General features: G+C 72.1%; 18 protein-coding genes. 7 read left to right on the forward strand and 11 right to left on the reverse strand.

Annotation, left to right across the window (positions count from 1 at the left end):
- Window position 1 precedes the first annotated feature (1 nt).
- Together ABD366_RS00945 and ABD366_RS00950 are read right to left on the reverse strand one after the other, a co-directional pair.
- Window positions 2-2845 carry a DEAD/DEAH box helicase gene (locus ABD366_RS00945; RefSeq protein WP_324775894.1) on the reverse strand — a complete coding sequence of 948 codons (2844 nt, stop codon included), beginning with the start codon at window positions 2843-2845 and terminating at the stop codon, window positions 2-4.
- Between the two features lie 89 nt (window positions 2846-2934).
- Window positions 2935-4110: a serine/threonine protein kinase gene (locus ABD366_RS00950; RefSeq protein ID WP_324775896.1), complete on the reverse strand. Its 1176-nt coding sequence runs from the start codon at window positions 4108-4110 to the stop codon at window positions 2935-2937.
- A gap of 167 nt (window positions 4111-4277) precedes the next feature.
- On the opposite strand from ABD366_RS00950, the gene ABD366_RS00955 reads away from it, so the two are divergent.
- A complete protein-coding gene (locus tag ABD366_RS00955) occupies window positions 4278-5063 on the forward strand; it encodes a nucleotidyltransferase domain-containing protein (protein ID WP_324775898.1) in 786 nt (261 codons plus the stop codon).
- Here the strand turns inward: ABD366_RS00955 and ABD366_RS00960 are convergent.
- Window positions 5049-5573 carry a 2'-5' RNA ligase family protein gene (locus ABD366_RS00960; RefSeq protein WP_324775900.1) on the reverse strand — a complete coding sequence of 175 codons (525 nt, stop codon included), beginning with the start codon at window positions 5571-5573 and terminating at the stop codon, window positions 5049-5051. The genes ABD366_RS00955 and ABD366_RS00960 overlap by 15 nt on opposite strands.
- A 137-nt stretch (window positions 5574-5710) precedes the next feature.
- Here ABD366_RS00960 and ABD366_RS00965 point away from each other — a divergent pair, with 137 nt between their 5' ends.
- Window positions 5711-7486: an FUSC family protein gene (locus ABD366_RS00965; RefSeq protein ID WP_344440863.1), complete on the forward strand. Its 1776-nt coding sequence runs from the start codon at window positions 5711-5713 to the stop codon at window positions 7484-7486.
- Between the two features lie 190 nt (window positions 7487-7676).
- On the opposite strand, the gene ABD366_RS00970 is transcribed toward ABD366_RS00965, so the two are convergent.
- Window positions 7677-8519: a serine protease gene (locus tag ABD366_RS00970; RefSeq protein WP_324768980.1), complete on the reverse strand. Its 843-nt coding sequence runs from the start codon at window positions 8517-8519 to the stop codon at window positions 7677-7679.
- 134 nt (window positions 8520-8653) lie between these two features.
- Between ABD366_RS00970 and ABD366_RS00975 the strand changes: the two genes are divergently transcribed.
- Window positions 8654-10048 carry an amidohydrolase gene (locus tag ABD366_RS00975; protein ID WP_324768981.1) on the forward strand — a complete coding sequence of 465 codons (1395 nt, stop codon included), beginning with the start codon at window positions 8654-8656 and terminating at the stop codon, window positions 10046-10048.
- Between the two features lie 102 nt (window positions 10049-10150).
- Window positions 10151-10840 carry a DUF899 domain-containing protein gene (locus ABD366_RS00980; RefSeq protein WP_324768983.1) on the forward strand — a complete coding sequence of 230 codons (690 nt, stop codon included), beginning with the start codon at window positions 10151-10153 and terminating at the stop codon, window positions 10838-10840.
- Window positions 10841-11117: 277 nt separating this feature from the next.
- Here the strand turns inward: ABD366_RS00980 and ABD366_RS00985 are convergent, their stop codons facing one another.
- The 3 genes from ABD366_RS00985 to ABD366_RS00995 form a co-directional block, all read right to left on the reverse strand.
- The gene (locus ABD366_RS00985) at window positions 11118-13280 is read right to left on the reverse strand and encodes an ABC transporter ATP-binding protein (protein WP_324768984.1); all 2163 of its coding nucleotides are present in this window, start codon (window positions 13278-13280) and stop codon (window positions 11118-11120) included.
- 113 nt (window positions 13281-13393) lie between these two features.
- Complete coding sequence (locus ABD366_RS00990; protein WP_324768992.1) at window positions 13394-13834, reverse strand: hypothetical protein; 441 nt, start codon at window positions 13832-13834, stop codon at window positions 13394-13396.
- A 61-nt stretch (window positions 13835-13895) separates the two neighbouring features.
- Window positions 13896-14297 (reverse strand): ATP-binding protein, encoded by a 402-nt coding sequence (locus tag ABD366_RS00995; RefSeq protein WP_411293702.1) that lies wholly within the window; start codon window positions 14295-14297, stop codon window positions 13896-13898.
- A 359-nt stretch (window positions 14298-14656) separates the two neighbouring features.
- Here ABD366_RS00995 and ABD366_RS01000 point away from each other — a divergent pair, with 359 nt between their 5' ends.
- Window positions 14657-15526, forward strand: a complete 870-nt coding sequence (locus ABD366_RS01000; RefSeq protein WP_324768985.1) for a helix-turn-helix domain-containing protein — start codon at window positions 14657-14659, stop codon at window positions 15524-15526.
- A 2-nt stretch (window positions 15527-15528) separates the two neighbouring features.
- The gene (locus ABD366_RS01005; RefSeq protein ID WP_324768987.1) at window positions 15529-15801 is read left to right on the forward strand and encodes a DUF397 domain-containing protein; all 273 of its coding nucleotides are present in this window, start codon (window positions 15529-15531) and stop codon (window positions 15799-15801) included.
- Between the two features lie 92 nt (window positions 15802-15893).
- Here ABD366_RS01005 and ABD366_RS01010 read toward each other — a convergent pair whose 3' ends face one another.
- From ABD366_RS01010 to ABD366_RS01020, 3 genes are all read right to left on the reverse strand, one after another.
- Entirely contained in the window at window positions 15894-17384 is a 1491-nt protein-coding gene (locus ABD366_RS01010; RefSeq protein WP_324768988.1) for a glutamate synthase subunit beta, read from the reverse strand.
- Between the two features lie 142 nt (window positions 17385-17526).
- Window positions 17527-18012, reverse strand: a complete 486-nt coding sequence (locus ABD366_RS01015; RefSeq protein ID WP_324768990.1) for an anthrone oxygenase family protein — start codon at window positions 18010-18012, stop codon at window positions 17527-17529.
- Window positions 18013-18124: 112 nt separating this feature from the next.
- On the reverse strand, window positions 18125-18937 hold the full coding sequence (locus tag ABD366_RS01020) for a DUF2293 domain-containing protein (RefSeq protein WP_425576940.1): 813 nt from the start codon (window positions 18935-18937) through the stop codon (window positions 18125-18127).
- A 57-nt stretch (window positions 18938-18994) separates the two neighbouring features.
- On the opposite strand from ABD366_RS01020, the gene ABD366_RS01025 reads away from it, so the two are divergent.
- The gene (locus ABD366_RS01025) at window positions 18995-19639 is read left to right on the forward strand and encodes a nucleoside/nucleotide kinase family protein (protein WP_324769019.1); all 645 of its coding nucleotides are present in this window, start codon (window positions 18995-18997) and stop codon (window positions 19637-19639) included.
- A gap of 22 nt (window positions 19640-19661) precedes the next feature.
- On the opposite strand, the gene ABD366_RS01030 is transcribed toward ABD366_RS01025, so the two are convergent.
- A complete protein-coding gene (locus tag ABD366_RS01030; RefSeq protein ID WP_324769020.1) occupies window positions 19662-20789 on the reverse strand; it encodes a magnesium and cobalt transport protein CorA in 1128 nt (375 codons plus the stop codon).
- Between the last annotated feature and the right edge of the window lie 101 nt (window positions 20790-20890).

Raw genomic sequence — 20890 nt, forward strand, 5'->3', positions numbered from 1 at the left:
GTTACGCGGTGGCGGAATCGAGGACGGCGAGGACCCGGAGCATCGGGCGGCCGGTGGTGAGGAGCGAGTCGGCGAGGTCCGCGAGCGCGGCCTTGGTGTGCTCGCCGGCGAGTGTCGGCTGCTCCCAGTTGCCGAGGCGTGCCTTGTACTTCTCGATGGGGCCGTGCAGCGCCTTGTCCCACTCCGCGCTGTGGCGGCGCAGGAAGTCCTCCGCCGCCTCCAGGGCGCCGGGGATCCCGGATGCCAGTAGGTCCAGGTCGTGGCTGTGCAGCGGGTTCGCCATCGTCGGTCCCACGCCTGCCTCGCGCAGTATGCCGACCATGTCGTCCCTCACCTCCGGGCCGGCCTCGCCAGCCCGGACCGCCATCCACTTCACCACCGTCGGGCGGCCCAACGCGTTCGAGAAGATGCCCTGGATCAGATACGTGGGAGCCGGCACGTCCGCCGTGATCACCGGGGCCTCCTGGCGTCCCAGGCGGACGAGGACCTTGTCCGTCAGCCACTCCACCACCGGGTGCAGGTCGGTGAGGAGGGAGATCTCCGGCCAGGACGACGTCGACGACTCCCGCGCCCGGACCAGCGAGAGATCCGCCAGCTTGCGGTTCAGCGTCACCAACAGGCGCTCGTGCAGGCGCTGTTCACGCCGGTAATCCGGAGGCAGCGCCTTCATGCGGTGCAGCAGATCCTTCGGCGGCTTGAACGAGATCAGGCCGGTGTCCGGGTCCTGGTCCAGGTCCAGTTGGGTCTGCGGGTCCGGGTAGACCTCGCGCACCGCCTCGTCGATGAACTCGCGCGTGCCCGTGAACAGGCGCGGTACGTCGGCGGGGGCGGGCGGCGCGTCACCGTCGAGGAGCTCCGCCGGGTCGTCGCCGACCGCGCCGAAGAAGTCCGCGAGGAAGTCGCCGCCGTCCTCGTCGTCGGCCGCCGCCGCTGCCGTCGCGTCGAGGGACTCGTCGACCGTGCGGCCGCGCAGCAGGTCCTGGATGAGGGACTTCTCCTCGGCCTCCGCCCGGTACAGGCCCGACACCGCCTCCGCCGTACCGAGGCTGCGGTGCGCCTCGTCCTCGCGCTCCAGAAGACGCTCGGCGACCGTACGGTCGTCCTTCGCGCCCTCCGTTTCGCTGGTGAGGATCAGCGCGCGGAACTCGGGCTGGTGCGCCTGGCCATAGCGGTCGATGCGGCCGTTGCGCTGCTCGATACGGATCAGCGACCACGGCACGTCGTAGTGGACGAGCTGATGGCACTGGCGGTGGAGGTTGACGCCCTCGGAGGCGACATCGCCCGTGAACAGGATGCGTACGGGGGCGTCGGCGAGGCCGAAGTCCTCCACGCACTGCATCTGCTGCTCGTCGGAGAGGCCGCCGTGCATCACGCGCGCCGCCTCCGTCAGGGCCCTGCCCTTGAAGCCGAGCGCCGCCGGGACCGTTCTGCGCAGCCACTCCAGCGTCTGCACCCGCTCGGAGAAGACCACGACACGCGTCTCGCTGCGCGGGCCCACCCCCATGGCCTTCAACTGCGCGACCAAGGACCGGAACTTGGCCGAGTCCTGCTCCGCCATGTCCGCCGTCAGCTCGTCCAAACGGTGCAGTGCCTGGAGTTCGGCGGCCGTCGACGCGGCGTCCTCCTTCTTCTCCAGCGTCTTCACGCGGGCCGCGACCGTCGCCCGTAGCGCGATGTGCGAGGACAGGAACGACTTGAGGAGCGTGTACGGGAAGAGCGGGACGTCGCTGACCGACGTGCCGCCGCCGGTCGGCAGCCACACCCGGGCCAGCTCATCGAAGACCTGCTCCTCGGCGTCCGTCGCCGCACAGTGCACCGACTCGCTCGGGCCCCGGTCCGCCCACTGGCCCTTCATCTGCTCGCGGACCTCGGGGCTGACCTTCGTACGGCGGATGAAGAGATGCTTGATGTCGTCCGCGTCATAGCGCTCAGGGTCGCGGATCGCCGCCGGGTCGAGAAGGGAGATCAGCTCGGCGAAGGAACGGGCGTCGCCGTTGTGCGGGGTCGCCGAGGCGAGGATCAACGCGTCCGTGCGAGGCGCGAGAAGCTGAGCGAGCTGATTGCGCAGGGAGCCGCGGTTGATGAGGTTGTGGGACTCGTCGATCACGACGGCGTCCCAGGCGATGCGCTCCAGGTGATGCTTGTACTGGTCCGTGTTCTTGAGCGTGTCGACGGAGACGATGACGCGCTTGAAGTACGTGAAGGGGTTGCGGCCCGCCGGGATCTCACGCTGCACCTTCTCGATGCCCGCCGAGTCGAGACGGATCAGCGGGATCGCGAAACGCGTCCACAGCTCGTGCTGGAACTGTTCGAGGACGTGCTGCGGTGTCACGACGAGAATGCGCTCGCCGCGCCCGCGACGGATCAGCTCCGCCAGCGTCAGGCCGATCTCGAGCGTCTTGCCGAGACCGACCACGTCCGCGATGAGCAGACGCGGCCGCAAGTTCTCGCCGGAGAGCGCGAGTTGAGCCGGACGGTGCTGGTACGCGAGCGGGTCGAGCAGAAAACTGTCCGCGAGCGCCAGGCCGCGCTCCGACTGGGGCAGCGGGGTCTTACGGAGGATCGCTTCGAGGAACAAGCGGCTGCGGCGGAAGGTCGGCGAGTCGTCGCACGTCAGCTTCGTCCTGCGCGGGTCCATCAGCTCGACGTCGTCGAGCTCGGTGAAGAAGACCGCCTCCTGGTCGCGGACGAACTCCGAGACGCCGACCGCCTCGATGCGTTCTCCGTCATGTTCGGTGCGCGACACGTTCCGTACGAGCCACTCCTCGTCACGGACCTCGATCTGCGAGCCCGGCGGGTACTTCGCCGCCTCCGGTGCGAGACCGGTGGCCTGGTCGACGGTCACGTGCGGTGCCTCCTGCGGTGCTGGACCTGTCCTGCGTGAACTGGGAAACGCTGTGTACGTGGGGGGAGGGGAGAGAATGGGCGCCGGTTTCAGAACTTCGCGTGCTGGGCGTACGCCTCACGCAACTGTTGGGCGACCTGCCTGGCCTGCGCCGAACGCAGGACCGGTTTCGCGCGGCCGGGCGCAGTGCGCGCCAAGGGCTCCTTGCGACGGACCGGTGCGGGGGGCGTGTCAGCGGTGACCTTGACCGTCGGGGTGTGGCCGAGCTGAGGTGGCGCGTCCTCGGCGGCGAGCGGAACGGTGGGGGCCGTCGGCTGCGGTGCGGTGACCGTCGGGAGACCGGCGAAGTCCGTGGGGGCGGGCTCGGCCGGCGTGTCCTGGAGCTTGGTCTCCGTGATGTGCGTGGTGAGGCGACGACGCGCCTGGGCGATCTTCATGCCTTGGCCCTCGATCACGGCCCGGCACTGCTGGACGACCTCGGGAAGCGCCGGACGGTCCGCTGCCTTGTGGGCGAGCATCGCCGTCAGCAGCGGGATCAGCTCGGCCGGCAGACCATCCAGGTCCGGCGTGCTGTCCGCCCGGATGATCAAGTTGAAGAGTGCGTGGATGTTGTCCGCCTGGAACGGGTAGTGCCCGCCCGCCGCATACAGCAGGGCCGCCCCGAGGGCGTACACGTCCACCGCGGGGCTGAGTGGTTTCTCGCCCATCGCCTGCTCGGGTGCCATGCACGCGGGTGTGCCGAGCACGGTGTTGGGAGCGGTGAGCGAGGCGCTGGACTCGGTGAAGACCGCCAGGCCGAAATCGATGATCTTGGGTCCGTTCTGGCCCAGGAGAATGTTCGCCGGCTTCAGATCGCGGTGCAGCAGACCCTGCTTGTGCACCCCGTGCAGGGCCTCGGCCAGCGTGGCGCACAGGGACGCGGCCAGAACCAGGGGCAGCGGGCCGTGCGTGTGGATGTGGCCCCGCAGGTCGGGGCCGTCGACGTACTCCGTCGCGAGCCAGGGCTGCTCGGCGTCGGCGTCGGCGTCCAGGAACGCGGCGATCCGCGGGCCCCAGACCGTCTTCAAGATCTCGATCTCCTGCGCGAAACGCAGCCGCGTCTCCGAGTCGACCACGGACGGCTTGATGACCTTGACGGCCGCGGGCTCGCCGCCCGGCGACTCGCCCAGGTACACCTGCCCCATGCCACCGTGCCCGATCCGGCCGAGCAGCTCGAAGCCCCCGAGCTCGGTCGGGTCCTCAGGGCTCAGCGCGGCCGCGTTCACGTGGGTCGTCCTTCCACCCTGATCAGCATGTGAGTGCCAGTAACGGTAGACCAACGCGTAGTAGGACGTACCCCCTCTCGCCACATCTGCCAGCGACATAGTCCCGGCTCGGAGCTTCGGGGAAAAATGCCAGGTGCGGGTGGCGGGCGCCTCGTTACCGTGGCCACATGCCCGAACCCACCGACGACGCCTTCCTCGACCACCTCGCCGACCGCCTCGCCGCCCTCCCCGGCGTGCGCGCCGTCAGCCTCGGTGGGTCGCGGGCGCAGGGGACGCACAGCGACGCGAGCGACTGGGACACCGCTGTCTACTACCGGGGGAGCGAGGGCGTCTTCGAGCCGCGGCACCTGCGCGAGGTCGGCTGGGAGGGCGAGGTCTCCGCGATCGGGGAGTGGGGCGGGGGCGTGTTCAACGGCGGGGCGTGGCTGGATGTCGACGGGCGGCGCGTCGATGTGCACTACCGGGATCTCGACGTCGTCGAGCACGAGGTGGCGCAGGCCGCGGCCGGGCGGTTCCACTGGGAGCCGCTGATGTTCCACCTCGCGGGAATCCCGTCGTACCTCGTCGTCGCCGAGCTCGCCGTGAACCGTGTGCTGCGCGGCGAGACCCCGCACGTCGGCGAATATCCCGCCGCGTTGCGCAAGGCGGCGCCCGAAGCGTGGTGGGGGCGCGCCGCCATGACGCTGCACTACGCCCGTGCGGGGAACGTGCCGCTCGGCGGGCGGACCGAGGTCGTGGGCGCCGTCGCCGTCGCCGCACTGCAGGCCGGGCACGCCGTGCTCGCCGCGCGCGGGGAGTGGGTGACCAACGAGAAGCGGTTGCTGACGCGGGCCGGGCTGCGGGAGATCGACGCGCTGCTCGCCGACGGTTCGCTGAACCTTGGCGAACTCGTCGATGGAGCACGGGAGTTGTTGGCAGATGCCGTGCGCGCCGCCCGTTCAGTCGCCCCGTAGCGGATAGTCCACTACGTCGCGCCAGCCCGTGCCCGGGCCGTCCGTCACGATCAGGCGGACCGAGCGGATCTCCGCGCGCAGGGGAAGGTGCCGCTCGAACGCGGCCGAGGGCAGGGCGTCCGTGCCCGCGCCGCTCGCCAGCGTCAGATGCGGGTCCAGGCCCTCGTCGCCGAAGATGCCCCGGTACGGGACCGCCTCCGGCCGGAGCTCCCGCAGCGACTTCGTCAGGGCGCGGAACGGGTCCGCCGGGGACGGATGCAGGTAGACGACCCCCGGCCAGCGGCGGACCTCGGAGAAGGTGCAGGTGAAAGGCGGCGCCGCCGTGAAGAGGGCCCGGAGTTCCGCGTCCGTCCCCGCGTCTGTGAGAGACAGCGGCAGGAACGGATAGAGCACGGTCACGTGGGCACGCGAACCGGTGCGGACCAGTGGGTCCGCCTCGGGGACGTGGATCGTCAGGGCAGTGTCGCCCGGCGCGTCCGGCCAACCGTCTGTCACAGGCGTCGTAGGCACAGCCAAGTGTCACATTGCGGAAATACGCCCGTTCCCGCACCTTCAGCACCGTCCATTACTGTGGAGGAACCAGTTCAGGCTGGCCGATGTCGTCCGGCGCCACCGCGTCCTCGTACGACAGGAGCCTGCGCATTCTCATGATCCGCCCGCACTCCCTTCCGCCCTGGCTCGGCCACGCCCTGCGCGCCCAGCGCGCCCCCGTGCCGTGGCCGGCCGTCGTGCGCGGGGCGCTCGCCGCCGGACCGCTGCTGCTGTTCGCCGTGGTTTCCGGCCGTCCCTCCAGCGGTGTGCTGCTCGCCCTCGGCGCCATGCTCGCCGGGGTCAACGACCGGCCGGGCACCCGGCGCGCCGCCCTGTCACGGCTCGGCGGGCCCGCCCTCGCGGGGGCCCTCGGGATGGTCCTCGGCAGCTTCCTCGCCGGAAGCGGGTCCGTGATCGTCGGGGTCTTCGCCGGGCTGGGGCTGCTGGGCGGGGCGCTGAGCGCCGTCGGGCCCGTCGCCTCCGCCGCCGGGACCCAGTTGCTCGTGACGGTGGCCATCGGGGCCGGGATGCCGTTGCCGGAGACGGGCTGGCAGCGGGCCCTGCTGTTCGCGGGCGGTGCCGCGTGGCTGATCGTGCTGCGGGTGGTGCTGCCCTCGCCCGTGCGGGGGCAGCGGATCGGTCACCCCCACGGCTACCTCTACGACGGGGAGCGGGCCGCCGTCGCTGCGGTGTACGACGCCGTCGCCGCGCTGCTCGACGCCGCGGGCGGGCCGGACGCCAGGGCGCGCCGCGCCGGCCTCACCGCCGCTCTCGACCAGGCGCAGGACGCCCTGCGCGGCCGGCCGGCGGGGACGCGGCGGCTGCGGGCCCAGCTCGGTGCCGCGCTGCCGCTCGCCGAGGCGGCCACCGCGCTCGCCTGGGCCGGAGAGTCCGTGCCGGGGCGGGCCGCGGAGGGGCCGCGGCGGCTCGCGGCCGCCGTGCGGTCCGGGGCGCCGGTCGGGGCGCTGCCCGCGCCGGCCCGCTCCGGCGCGGGGCTGCGGGCGCTGGACGAGGCGCTGCTGCGGGCCGCCGAGGCCTTCGACCGGGGGAGCGGCGGAGAGAGCGCGGTCCGTCGCCGGAAGTCGCCCTCCGCTGTCGTGCGCAAGATGGCCGGTCCCGCCGGGCGCGAGTACGGGGTGCGCGTCGGGCTCTCCTTCGGGGCGAGCGCCGCCGTCGCACAGGCCCTGCAACCCGTGCACTGGTACTGGCTGCCCGCCACCGCCGTCTTTCTCGTCAAGCCCGATCTCGGGCCGCTGGCCTCGCGCGTCCTGTGCCGGGCCGCCGGGACGGTCGCCGGAGCGCTGCTCTTCGCCGGGCTCGCCGCGCTGCTGCCCCGGCCGCTCGGGCTTGTCGCCCTGGTGGCCGTGTGCGGGGCGCTGATCCCCGTCGCCACGCGGCACTTCGCCGCGCAGACCGCCGTCATCACCGTGCTCGTACTGTCCCTGGTGATGGTCGGCGGGGAGCCCGGGGCCTCGTGGAGCCGCATCACCGAGACGCTGCTCGCCTGCGCGCTCGTGCTCGTCGCCGGGCATCTGCCGTGGCCCGGCGGGCACCGGGGCGGCGGGGTGCGGGTGCGGATCGCTGCCGCGCGGGAGGCGGCCCAGGTGTATGTGCGGCATGTACTGAGCGAGGACGACGACCGGGCCGGGCGGTGGGCCCTGCGGCGGGAGGCGTACCGGACGCTGGCGGAGGCGCGGGCCGCGGTGGAGCTGGCCGCGGCGGAGCTTCCTGTGCTGGCGCGGCATTCCGACGGGTCGCGGCGGGTCACTGTCGTGCTGGAGCGGCTGGTCGATGCGGCTACCGCTTGCGCGGTGCAGGTTGATGACACCGGGCGGGTTCCCGTGCGGGATGCTGAGCGGATCGGGGGGTTGTTGGCTGAGCTTGCGGCATAGCGCCGGGGGCGGGTCTGGGGTCCCGGGTTCGTTGTCGGCTGCGGCGCCGTCGTGGCTGGTTGCGCAGTTCCCCGCGCCCCTGGTGAGGTGCGGTTCGCTGTCGGTCTCTGCGCCGTCGTGGCTGGTCGCGCAGTTCCCCGCGCCCCTGGTGGGGCGCGGTTCGCTGTCGGTCTCTGCGCCCCTGGCGGGGCTACGGCTTCGGCAGGGTGCAGCCCTGGGCCGTGAGGTCGAGCTTGTTGCCTATTCCGATGCACGGGACTATCCCGTAGGTCTGCTGCGCGTAGTTGATGCCCTTGCGCACCGTCACCGTGCCGTTCTGGTCGACCTCGCACGGATTGTTGTCCGTGCACCGCCCGCCGCTCTCGTTACCGGTGTTGTTGACCGCGACGACCTTCTTGGTCGCCTGGTCGAGTACCGGGGAGCCGGACGTGCCGCCGATGGTCTGGCAGGCGGAGGTGTAGCGGACCGAGTCCTTCCAGGTCCACTCGCCCTCCTTCAGGCGGTACGCGAATCCGTCGACGGAGCAGTTGTAGATCCGCTTCCAGTAGCCGGAGACGACGCTGATCGCCGTACCCTGCGCCGGGCGGGCCGCCGACAGTTCCAGGGCCTTGATGCCGTACGAGCTCTCGATCTTCTGGTAGGTGCTGGTCAGTTCGTAGAGCGAGACGTCGGTGTCGGTCATCGTCCCGTACGCGACCTTGCTCGCCCGCAGTGTCGCCACCTTGCTGCCCGCCGAGTTGAGCAGGCCGAAGGTACGGGTGGAGGGCTGGTCGACGACGACCTCGCCGGGGCCGGGGAACCCGGACTCCAGGCAGTGGCCGTTGGACATGACGAGGGCGGGGTCGGTCGGCTGGGAGTTCGGGACGCGGACGACGGAGCCGGAACAGTTGCTGAGCGAGACCGTGCCGGCGAAGTCCACGGCCTTGGCTCTGACCGAGGCCGACGAGTCCGCGCCGTCGAGCGCCGCGGCGGGGACCGCCGTCGCTCCACAGAGCAGGACGCCGAGGAGCGTGCCGACGAGAGACTTCTTCATGTGGGGGGTTCCTCTCCCGTGCTGGGGGTGGTGCACCGGGTGGGGCGTACGCCATGTTTGGCATGAGCATTGTGATGGCGTACGCCTCAGCGGACAACAGGGCCTTCTCAGCGAACGGGCGCTACGGTGCCCTTATGGACGCCCCCACGGCCGGTCCCGCCATCCCCGCCGATCTCGTCATCAGTGGGTGTACCGCCCTGCTGCACGCCGACCCGGACGAAGCCGATCCTCAACTGGCCGCAGAAAGCGTCGAGTTCAGGGAGGACGTCGCCCTCGTCATCCGGGACGGCGTCATCGTCGACGTCACCGACAGTGCCGGCGCGGCGCGTCTGGAGAGCGCCGAGCGGATCGACGGGCGGGGTCTCATCGCCCTGCCGGGGCTCATCAACTGCCATACCCACAGCCCCATGGTCGCGCTGCGCGGGCTCGTCGAGGATCTGCCCGAACAGGAGTGGTTCAACGACTGGATCTGGCCGATCGAGTCGAACCTGACCCCGCGCCTGATCGAGCTGGGCGCGACGCTGGCCTGCGCCGAGATGATCCGCGGCGGCGTCACCTGCTTCGCCGACCACTACTTCGCCATGGACGTCGTCGCCCGGGTCGTCGACGGGACCGGGCTGCGGGCCGATCTCGGCGAGGCCTTCTTCTCCTCCCAGGGGCCCGAGGGGCGGGAGCGGTCCCTCGACTTCGCGCTGCGGCGCCGCGACAGCGCCGGCGGCCGCATCACCACCTCCCTCGCACCCCACGCCCCCTACACCGTCACCGACGACGACCTCGCCGCCACCGCCGAACTCGCCGACCGACACGGCCTGTTGGTGCACCTGCACGCCGCCGAGAACCGCGCCCAGACCGACACCGCCCTCGCCCGCAACGGCCGCACCCCCATAGAGACCCTGCGCCGCACCGGCCTGCTCGACGTCGACGTCCTCATCGCCCACGGCACCGGCATCCTCGACCGCGACCTGCCCGCCCTGCGCGCCGCCACCGGCCGCACCGGCGTGGCGACCGCACCCCGCGGCTATCTGAAATTCGGCTGGGACACGACACCCGTCCGAGCCCTCGTCGACGCCGGCGTGCACGTCGGGCTCGCCACCGACGGCGCCGCCTCCAACAACACCCTCGACGTGTGGGAGGCGATGACCCTCACCGCCCTGGTGCAGAAGCAGGCCGAACGGGACCCGCGCTGGCTGACCGCCCGGCAGGCGCTGCGCCACGCGACCCTGGACAGCGCACGCGCCGTCGGCCTCGGCGCGAGCATCGGCAGCCTCAGCCCCGGCCGCCGCGCCGACCTCGTCCTCGTCGACCTGAGCGGCCCGCACACCCAGCCTGTGCACGACCTCGCCGCGACACTCGTGCACAGCGCCCGTTCCGGCGACGTCCGCACCACCGTCGTCGACGGCCGCGTCCTGATGCGCGACAGGCGGCTGACCACGATCGACGTACCGTCCGTCGCGGGGGAGTTGAGCGAACTGCTGCCCGCACTCGTCGACCGTGGACACGGCAAGCGGATCCAGGAGTACGACATGTAGGCCCCGCCCGAAAAAACTCGTCCCGAAATTTTTCGCGGGGAGCGATGAGTTCCGCGACAGCCCCCGGTCACCCCTCCGAGAGACCCGATCCGAGGAGGAACCATGGGGCTGCCGAATGCGGTCACGCGCGAACAATGGCGCGCCGCCCGCGAGGAACTGCTGGTCCTGGAGAAAGCGGCGACCCGGGCCCGGGACGCGCTCAACACCAGGCGGCGCGAGCTGCCCATGGTCGAGATCGACGCCCTGTACGTCTTCGAAGGCCCGGACGGCAAGGCCGAGTTGCTCGACCTGTTCGAGGGGCGGTCGCAGCTCGTCGTCTACCACTTCATGTTCGCGCCCGACTGGGACGCGGGCTGCCGCAGCTGCTCGGGGTTCCTCGACCAGATCGGGCACCTGGCGCATCTGCGTGCCCGGGGTACGGCGTTCGCGGCGGTCTCCCGCGCGCCGTTCACCAAGATCCTGCCGTTCAAGGCCCGGATGGGGTGGACGGTGCCCTGGTACTCGTCGCATCTCAGCGAATTCAACGAGGACTTCGGCGCCACGGTCGAGAGCGACGAAGGCCCGCAGGAACGCCCGGCGCTCAGCTGCTTCGTACGGGACGGGGAACGCGTCTTCCACACCTATTCGGCGTTCGACCGCGGCCTCGACAACATCGGGTTCACCTCGAACCTCCTCGACCTCACCGCCCTCGGCAGGCAGGAGGAGTGGGAGAAGCCGGAGGGCCGGGCCTCGTCACTCGGCGCGCCCGCGGGCAGCGCGCGGCTCCGGTATCACGACGAGTACGACGACTGAACCGGCCACCGGATCGTCCCGACCGGCGCGAGCTCGTCTCAACTAGGTGTCATTCTCGTCACGTTGCGAGTCCGCACCCGCCCTGTCAGCGTTCTCCCTCATATGGCGCCGGAACGTACCGGCACCGGCACACCGGCACGATCACGGGGGCAGGGAAGAACGATGATCAACGGACGAGTGGTACTGCAACGATTCCCGGCCGGCGGACCCCGCGGTTCCTGGCCCGCCGAGGAGTTCGCACGCCTGCGCCGCCTGGAGGGCGAACCGGCCGAGGTCGTCATGGACTTGGCGACGGATGCGTTTCTGGTGATCGTGCGGGAGGCGGTCCAGGCGGTCCCGGCGGCTCCGGTGGTTCCTGCGGCTCACGCGGCCTCTGGGGCCCCTGCGGCCCCGGTGGTACCTGCGGCCCCGGTTGTTTCTGCGGCTCCGGTGGTTCCTGCGGTTCCGCAGCCCGTCGGGTGAACTGGTCCGCCTGGAGCCCGTACAGCTCGGCGTAGACACCGCCCGCGGCCAGCAGATCCTCGGGCGAACCCGATTCGACCAGGCGGCCCTGCTCCAGGACGTGCACGAGGTCGGCGTGGCGCACGGACGCGAGGCGGTGCGTGATCAGGATGACCGTCTGGCCCGTGCCCGCGAGCGCCCGGATCTTCTCGAAGACCTCGAGCTCGGCCCGCGCGTCCAGGGCCGCCGTCGGCTCGTCCACGATCAGGATGCTGCCCCGGCGGTACGCGGCCCGCGCGATCCCGAGCCGCTGCCACTGCCCGCCCGACAGCTCGTGCCCGCCGCTGAACGCGCGCGCGAGCAGCGTGTCGATCCCGCGCGGCAGATCCCGTACGACATCACCCGCGCCCGCCTGGGACACGGCGTCGCCGATCCGCTCCTCGGTCGGCTCGTAGGCCGCGCGGCCGATGCCGACGTTGACGCGCGCGGTGAACGGCCAGCGTTTGAAGTCCTGCGCCACCATCGCGACCCGCTCGGCGAGCTGCACCCGGTCGGCGCCTGCCGCGTCCACTCCGTCCCACAGGATGCGGCCGCTCTGCGGGGCGTACAGCCCGGCGAGGAGCTTCACCAGGGTCGTCTTGCCGGAGCCGTTCTCGCCGACCAGAGCGACGATGCGGCCCGTCGGCACGGAGAGCGTCACGTCGTCGACCGCGGGCCGGGCGGCGCTGCCCGGATAGGCGAACGTGACGTGCTCGAACCTGATCTCCCCGGGCTCGTCCGGGAGCCGCGCCCCGCCCGTCGGGACCGCGCGCCGCGCCGCCTCCACGTACAGCCGCTCCAGATCGCCGACGAACAGGGCGTCCTCGTGCAGGGAGTTGACCTCCAGGACGAGGGTGTCCAGGCTCTGCGAACCCGTGCGGATCGCGATCACCGCCGTACCCGCCACCGACAGGGCCATCGCCCCGGTCAGCAGGAGCAGACCGAGCGTCGCGTACGTCGCCGTCGTCGCGAGCCCGGTCCAGGCCGCCGCGACCAGACCGGTGCGCGCCGCAAGCCCGGCGAGCCGCTCCTGCTCCGACTCCTGCGCCTCCGACATCGAGCGGAAGTGGCGCAGCAGGAACGGGCCCACCCCGTGCACCCGGATCTCCGGAGCCGCCGCCGTGTCGATGAGCAGGCTGCTGATCAGCCGGCCCGCCCGCGCGTGCTGCACCCACACGTGGAACGAGCGGTAGCGGCGCCGCGCGATCGTCAGCGCGCTCCACGCGCTCGGCAGCGTCATGGTGACGAGGAGCGGCAGCAGCGCCGGATGCAGCACGGTCAGTACGCTCGCCGCCGCGATCAGCGAGATCAGCGCGTTCACCACGCGGGTCGAGGTGGCGATCATCCGGCGCGCCGACGACGCCCCGTACTGCGCGGTGTCGAGCAGCTTGTGGAACGCGTCGTCCTCGATCGCCGCCAGCTCCACGGCCGCCGCGCGCTCCAAGTACCGTTCGGTGGCGAGGCGTTCGACCTTCGGCTCGAGGCGGCCCGTCGCGTAGGTCGACGCCGCGCGCAGCAGCGCCGCCACCGTCAGTACGGCGGCCATGGCGATCAGTGCGGGTGCGGCGCCGCGCAGCCGGTCCGCCATCGAACCGCCCGCGACGAGGCGGGCCAGCACGCTGTTGACGGCGAGCAGACTCACGGCCTGTGCGACGCCCCGGCCCGATTCGGCCGCCAGCACGATGCCGGCCGCGCGCCGGTCCGCGTCCCGCGCCAGCCGGAAACTGGACGCGAGCAGGGCGGGCAGCCGCGTCAGCATCGCCCGGAAGTTCAGCTGGAGGAAGGCGTCCTCGTGCGCCGACCAGCCGATGTCGTAGCGCAGCGGGCCCCCGAAGAGCAGCTCCTCCGACTCCGACGTCGCCGGTTCGTCCGGTTCGGCTTCGGTGCCCGGTTCGGCTCCGGTGTCCGCCTCCGGCCCTGTGCCCGGCTCCGTCCCGGCGTCCGGCTTCTTCCTGGCCATCCGACCACCCCGTCCCCGTTGTCCCCGGCTTTGTGCCTCTCTACGCCGAAACGGCGCCCGGGGACAGGCGGATGAACGCCGATGAGCCGGCGGGGTGGCGCGGGGGAGTGGTGTCAGGAGGCGCCGATGGTGCGGGACCAGGCCGGGGTCGTCCCGGTCACCCGGCACAGCGCCAGGTAGAGGGGGATCGGCGGGGTGTACGGCACCGAGCTGTCCGGGCAGTGGATCAGGTCGGGGGCGCGCCCGGCGTCCCGCACCAGGGCTCCGGCCGTGTAGCGCGCGGGCGCGGGCCACTCCAGGGCCACATCGGATTCCGAGGGGACGAGCCACCACCAGTGCGCCCCGTCCGCGTACACGCACCCCATCCGCGGCAGGCGCCGCGTCATCGCGCGGGCGAAGGCCTCGGGCACGGCCACCGCGTCACAGCCCAGCGGCGCGGTCATTCCGTCCGGGACGCTGAGGCGCACGGGGTCCGCGGGGGCCGGGGTGCGTCGTCGTCGGGCGAGCCCGACCAGCGAGTCCAGCTGCATCGTCCGCGTCGTCACCACGCCCATCCGTTCCCCACTCAGCACGATCGTCGTCGTTCTCAGCCCGCCTGGTCGGGGCGGGCGTCGCTCACCAGGTCCAGCCGGGGGCGGTGGCGGCGTCCGGCACAGGGCCGGGAATCGCCAACTCCTGTGCGTCCCGCGGCAGTTCCGCCCAGACGAGCAGGCCGGGACCGGTCTCCTGGGCGCCCCACGCGGTGGAGACGGCCGCCACGAGGAGGAGCCCCCTGCCGTGCTCCTCCTCGGGCGCGATCCGTCCCGCGGCACGGGCGTCACCGGGTATGCAGCCCTCGTCGCGCACCGCTATCCGCACGCGCTCGCCGGCGTCGTCGCACAGTTCGTGCAGTTCGCAGTGGATGCGTCTGCTGGCCGTGTGCACGATCGCGTTCGTGACCAGCTCGGAGACGACCAGGGCCGCCGCGTCGCAGGTGTCCTCGCACGCTCCCCAGCCGGTGAGATGGGCACGTGTCATGCGCCGGGCCTGTGCGGCGGAGCCCGGGTGGGGAGCCAGCTCGAAGCTGCTGCGCCGTGCCGCGGACCCCGATGGGGTGCCCGAACGGTCACTCAGCGTAGCTTCGTCGGCTTCTGTTCCTAAAGGCGCGGACGGAGTCACGTCTGCCACTATCGCCCCGTCGTGAACACTTGGCAAGAGCCACTCTGAAAAGTGCAGAGTGCAGTGTGCCGCGCGGAGTGGACATGGCACACTGCTCGCAACAGCTCGTCGCGCGGTGCCCTCCGGGGGCGAACCGCGGGAAACGGCCGGTGAACGACCTCGCCGGACCTTGATCCGCGGCTGCATCTCAAACATTTGACTACTGGGAGGTAAGGGGCGTGAGCGAACCGCGGTCCGCGCCGACGGTCGGCCAGGTCGTTCTGGGCCGACGCCTCCAGGACCTGCGCGAGAGTGCCGGACTCAAGCGCGAGGACGCCGCGAAAGTACTGAGAGTGACCGCCGCGACCGTGCGCCGCATGGAGACCGCGGAGGTCGGACTCAAGATCCCCTACCTCCAGCTCCTCCTGAAGTCCTACGGCGTCGCCGAGGACGAGGCCGACGCGTTCGTGCAGCTCGCGGAGGACGCGAACAAGCCGGGCTGGTGGCAGCGGTTCCACGACATCCTGCCCGGCTGGTTCTCGATGTACGTGAGCCTGGAGGGCGCCGCCGCCCTCATCAGGTCCTACGAACCGCACTTCGTGCCCGGCCTGCTGCAGACCGAGGAGTACGCGCGCGGCGTGCTCAGATCCGGGGCCATAGGGCGGGCGCTCGCCGAGGACCCCGAGCTCGTCGAACGGCACGTCGCCCTGCGCATGCAGCGGCAGACCCTGCTCACCCGGGAGGACGCGCCCCGCCTCTGGGTGGTCATGGACGAGACCGCGCTGCGCCGCCCCGTCGGCGGCGCGGACGTGATGCGCGGTCAGATCGACCGGCTGCTCGAGGTGATGGAGCGGTCGAACGTGACGCTCCAGGTCGCCGAGTTCGCCACGGGCCCGCACCCGGGCACGTACGGGCCCTTCGTCCTGTTCCGATTTGCCATGTCAGAACTGCCGGACATGGTCTACAGCGAGTACCTGACCGGCGCCGTCTACCTCGACGCGCGACCCGAGGTGTCCACGCACCTGGAGGTCATGGACCGCATGGCGGCGCAGGCCGCGACGGCACAACGCACAAAGGAGATCCTCCGGGATCTCCGCAAGGAGCTGTGAGAATGGACCGGATCAAGGACCGGGCACTGGGCGTCGACGGGGAGCCGGTCTACAACGGCATGCCCGCGCGCGACCTCGGCACCGACGGCTGGCACAAGCCGTGGAGCGGTGGCAACGGGGGCAACTGCCTCGAGGCCATGAAGCTGGCCGACGGCCGGGTCGCGGTCCGCCAGTCCTCGGACCCGGACGGGCCCGCCCTGATATACACGCCCGGCGAGATCAACGCGTTCATCGAGGGAGCGAAGTCGGGGGCGGCGGACTTTCTCCTGTCGTGACCGTCGGCGCCGCACAGCCGTGCTCCAGCCGCACGGTCGTGTTCTGAAGGGGCAGCGGCGCGGTCACGCGGTCTGAAGGTGCCGCGGCGTGGTCACGCGGTCATCGGCCGGTCGTGCGCCCCGATCGGCGCCGGAAGCCGCGTCGTCCCCGTCAGCCACCGGTCCACGGCCGCGGCGGCTGCCCGCCCCTCCGCGATCGCCCACACCACGAGCGACTGCCCCCGCCCGGCGTCCCCGGCGACGAACACCCCCGGCACCCCGGTGCCGAAGGCCTCGTTCCGGGCGAGGCCGCCCCGCGCCGTGACCTCGAGCCCCAGCTGGTCGACGAGTCCGCCGGCCGGGCGCTCGGGTCCCGTGAAGCCGAGCGCCAGCAGCACCAGATCGGCCGGGAGCGCCCGGTCCGAGCCCGGGCGCGGCTGCCGCGCCGCGTCCACCTCCACCACATGCAGTTCCCGTACGCGCCCCAGGGCGTCCCCGGTGAACCGCAGCGTCGACGCCGCGAAGAGCCGCGCGTCCGCGTCGGCGGCCGGCGCCGTCCTCAGCTCGCCCGCCTCCTCGTGCGCGGCGGAGAGCCGGTACAGCTTCGGGTACGTCGGCCAGGGCTCGGCCTCCTCGTCGCGTATGTCGCCGGGTCTGCCGTAGATGTCCAACTGCGTGACGGACAGTGCGCCTTCACGTACCGCCGTGCCCAGACAGTCGGCCCCGGTGTCGCCGCCACCGACGATGACGACGTGCCGGCCCGCCGCGCTCAGCGGGGACACGTCGAGGTCGCCGTCGCACACGCGGTTGGCCGGCGGCAGATACTCCATCGCCTGATGGATGCCGGTCAGCTCCCGCCCCGGCACGTCCAGGTCGCGCCACGCGGTCGCCCCCTGGGCGAGCACCACGGCGTCGTACCGCGTCCGCAGCTCGGCGGCGGTGATGTCCCACCCGACCTCCACCGACGTACGAAAGCGCACGCCCTCGTCCGCCAACTGGTCGACCCTGCGCTCCAGTTGCCGCTTCTCCATCTTGAACGCGGGGATCCCGTAGCGCAGCAGGCCGCCCGGCCGGTCGTCCCGCTCGTACACCGCCACGGTGTGCCCGGCCCGGGCCAGCTGCTGCGCCGCGGCGAGTCCGGCGGGCCCCGACCCGACGACGGCGACCGTCCACCCGCTCAGCCGGTCCGGCGGCCGCGGGGCCACGAGCCCGTCCTGCCAGGCCCGGTCGGCGATGGCGACCTCGACGTTCTTGATGGTGACCGCGGGCTGGTTGATCGCGAGGACGCAGCCCGCCTCGCACGGGGCGGGACAGAGCCGGCCGGTGAACTCGGGGAAGTTGTTCGTGGCGTGCAGCCGCTCGCTCGCGGCCCGCCAGTCGTCCCGCGTCACCAGCTCGTTCCACTCGGGGATCAGGTTCCCCAGCGGACACGCCTCGTGGCAGAACGGGATCCCGCAGTCCATGCACCGGTCGGCCTGCGCCTCGACGATCGGCAGCAGACCGCCGGGGACGTACACCTCGTCCCAGTCGCGGATCCGCTCCTCGACGGGGCGGCGGGGCGCCTCCTGCCGGGGCGTGGTGAGAAAGCCCTTGGGGTCGGCCATGGCCGTCTCCCTACGCTGTGCTCCTACGCCGTGGTTCTACGGGTCTGCGCGTACTCCTACATCGTGAACCTATTTGTCACGATACGTCCGGTGGGTGGCGTGGTGCGCGTTCAGCGTGCGGGCGGCCGGTGTCCCCGGTCTCCTAGGTGAGGGCCAGCACGAACGACGCCGACGCGGCGAGGGCGGCGCCGCCCCGGATGTGGTTCCACATCCCCCACTCGCGCAGATACGTACGCCAGTACGCGCCGCTGCTCTCCGCTTCCTCGGCACCGGCCAGCTTGGCGAGGGCTTCGTTGCGCGGGATGTTCGCGATGATCGTCACCCCGAACGAGCCCGCGAGGTACAGGACGCAGCCGAGCAGCAGCTCCACGGTGCCCTCGTCGGGCCAGAGCACGAACGTGACGACGGCGATCACCGCGCACAGCAGGGCGGCGCCGAGAAAGACGACCAGGAAGGCCGGGTTCAGCGCCGCGGCATTGATGGCGTTTATCGCGGCGATCCCGCGCTCCGCGGGCAGCGCTCCGAGGCCGCGCATCACGAACGTGGAGAACGCGACGAACACGCCCGCGGTCAGCCCGCACCACAGCGCGCCGAACACGACGAGCACGAAATAGGGTCCCTCGATCATTTCCATCCCCCCAGAACCTCCGCGGTCCGTGCGGTCCGTGCGGTCCGTGCGGTCCGTGCGGGGATCATCCCGCAGAACTCCGGCGATGGCAGCGCTTTCTCATGCCGCGCTGCTACGGAGTGCCTCGCTCCTGGCGGGTGCCTCGTTCCTGCCGTATGCCTTGCTCCTGGCGGGTGTCCGTCCGCCAGGCGTCCAGGACGGCCTCGACCGTCCCCGCCACCCGCGCCCGCGCCTCTCTCCAGCCCACCCCCTCCATCAGCCACCGGTCGTAGGGCGTGTCGAGGTGCCGCACCGCCGCCCGCACCGCAGCGGTGACCGCGCCCTCCGTCAGCGCCCGCCCCGCCGCACTGCGCCCCACCCGCCCGCTGCCCCGCGCCCCCGCGTGCCCGGCTACGGCCGCCGCCCGCTCCGTGGGACACCCCGGGAACAGCCGGAGGATCTCCGCCGCGAACGTCGCGACGAACCGCACGTCCTGCGCCGCCCGCCGCGCCGCGTCCCGCTCCCGGCGCCGGGCCCGCGCCTCGGCGTCCGCGAGACAGCGCGCCTCGGCCCGCGCGAGGGCCGCCTCCTCGACCAGCACGCCCTGCCGCTCGTACCGCCCGCGCCGCCGGTGGAACCGGACCACGACCGCCGACAGCGCACTCTCCTGACGGGACCGCAGGGTCAACGCGGTGTCGCCGCGCGGCAGATACACCAGATGCCCGAGGTCGACGCAGTCCAGACAGCGCGGCTCCCCGTCGGCCAGGACCAGCAGGGTGAGCGGCCCCACGCGGCAGGCACCGCACCGCCTGCGCTTGACCGACCGGAAGACGACCGGTCCGCGCACCGGGACGGCGGTCGGGGGAGGTGCGGGAGACGGCGTAGGTGCGGAGGACGGGGGAATTGCGGGGGACGTGGACGGCTGGGGAGCCGCGGACGGCGGCATCGCGCTGCTCATAGAGGTGTCATGCCCGCCCGGGCGACCGCGCCACCGCCCGGCATCATGGACGGTGTGCGACTCGAAGCGATCACCTGGGACCGGCTCGGCGACGCCCTCGCCGAGCGCCTGCTCGACCTGAAACCGTCCGACGGCAGCCCCTGGCCGAAGGTCGCCTTCGACGGCGCCCCGGCCGCCCGCCCCGGCGACCTCGCCGCCCGCGTGGCCGAAGCCCTGCGCGTCCGCGGGCGCACCTGTCTGCCCGTCGGCACGGAGGGCTTCCTGCGCCCGGCCTCGCTGCGCTACGAGTTCGGGCACGAGGACGAGGAGTCGTACTACAGCGGCTGGTTCGACACGGGAGCGCTGTGGCGCGAGGTGTTCGGCCCCCTCGAACCGGACGGCACGGGCCGCGTCCTGCCCGACCTGTGGGACCCCGTCACGGACCGCGCCACCCGCAGCCCTTACGTCCAACTCCCTCCCGGCGGCGCCCTGTTGCTGCACGGGCCCTTTCTGCTGAACCACTGGTTCCCGTTCGACCTGACGGTCCATGTGAGCCTGACCCCGGGCGCGCTGCGGCGCCGTACGCCCGAAGCGGACCGGTGGACGCTGCCGGCCTTCGCCCGCTACGAGAGCGAGACCGGCCCGGGCGAGCGGGCCGACATCGTCGTCCGCGCCGACGATCCGCGGCATCCTGCCTGGTCGCAGGGGTGAGCTGCGGCGGCCTCCGGGCGGCTCACAGCCAGCCGTTGCGCTTGAATCCGCGGTAGACGCCGACACAGATCACGGCGATGACGGACAGCATGAGCGGGTAGCCGAACCGCCAGTGCAGCTCCGGCATGTGGTCGAAGTTCATGCCGTAGATCCCGCAGCCCATCGTCGGTACGGCGACGATCGCGGCCCATGCCGTGATCTTGCGCATGTCCTCGTTCTGCGCGACCGTCACCTGTGCGAGGTGGGCCTGCAGGATCGAGTTCAGCAGTTCGTCGAAGGCCGCTATCTGCTCGGCCGCCCGCAGCAGATGGTCCGACACGTCACGGAAGTACGCCTGTATCTCGGGCGGCACGACGGGGAACGGGCGCCCGGCGAGCTCCTGCACCGGGCGGGCCAGCGGGGCCACCGCCCGCTTCAGCTCCAGGAGTTCACGCTTGAGCTGGTAGATGCGGCCCGGGTCGGTCCGGGACCCGTCCGGCGCGAACACCTCGGCCTCGACCGCGTCGATGTCCGCCTGGACCGCGTCGATCACCGTCAGATAGTCGTCCACCACGCCGTCCGCGATCGCGTGCAGCACCGCGGCCGGCCCCTTGGCCAACTGCTCCGGAGCCGCCTCCAGACCCTCCCGCACGGGCCCGAGCGAGCCGTGCCGGCCGTGCCGCACGGTGATCACGAAGTCCCGGCCGACGAACACCATGATCTCGCCGGTGTCGACGACCTCGCTGGTCGCGGTGAGCTCCGTGTGCTCGACGTAGCAGACTGTCTTGAGCACCGCGAACAGCGTCTGCCCGTACCGCTCGACCTTCGGCCGCTGGTGCGCGTGGACCGCGTCCTCGACGGCCAGCGGATGCAGGTCGAACAGCTCGGCGATGTCCGCGAACTCCAGCTCGGAGGGCTCGTGCAGACCGAGCCAGACGAACCCGTCGTCCGCTTTGCGTACCGCACGCACCGCCTCGACGAGATCGCGGCCGCCGCGCTCGCGCACCCCGTCGCGGTACGTCACGCAGTTCACCACCGCCGTGCCCAGCGGGGAGCGCGACGGGTGGCTCAGATCGACCCGGGGCCGGCGCCGCGCCAGCCGCGCGACCTTCCGCAGTCCGCCCACCCCGCGCAGGCCACCGACCTTTCGCAGGTTGCCCGCCATCGACATGCTCGGCTCCTTGCGTCCGTTCCCGTACTCGTACGTGGCTGTATCCGGCCGCCGCCCTGCCTCGAGGGCGACTTGATCGGCCAGTCTGCCAGCCACCACCG

The organism is Streptomyces kunmingensis, assembly GCF_039533535.1.
Lineage (GTDB): Bacteria > Actinomycetota > Actinomycetes > Streptomycetales > Streptomycetaceae > Streptomyces > Streptomyces kunmingensis.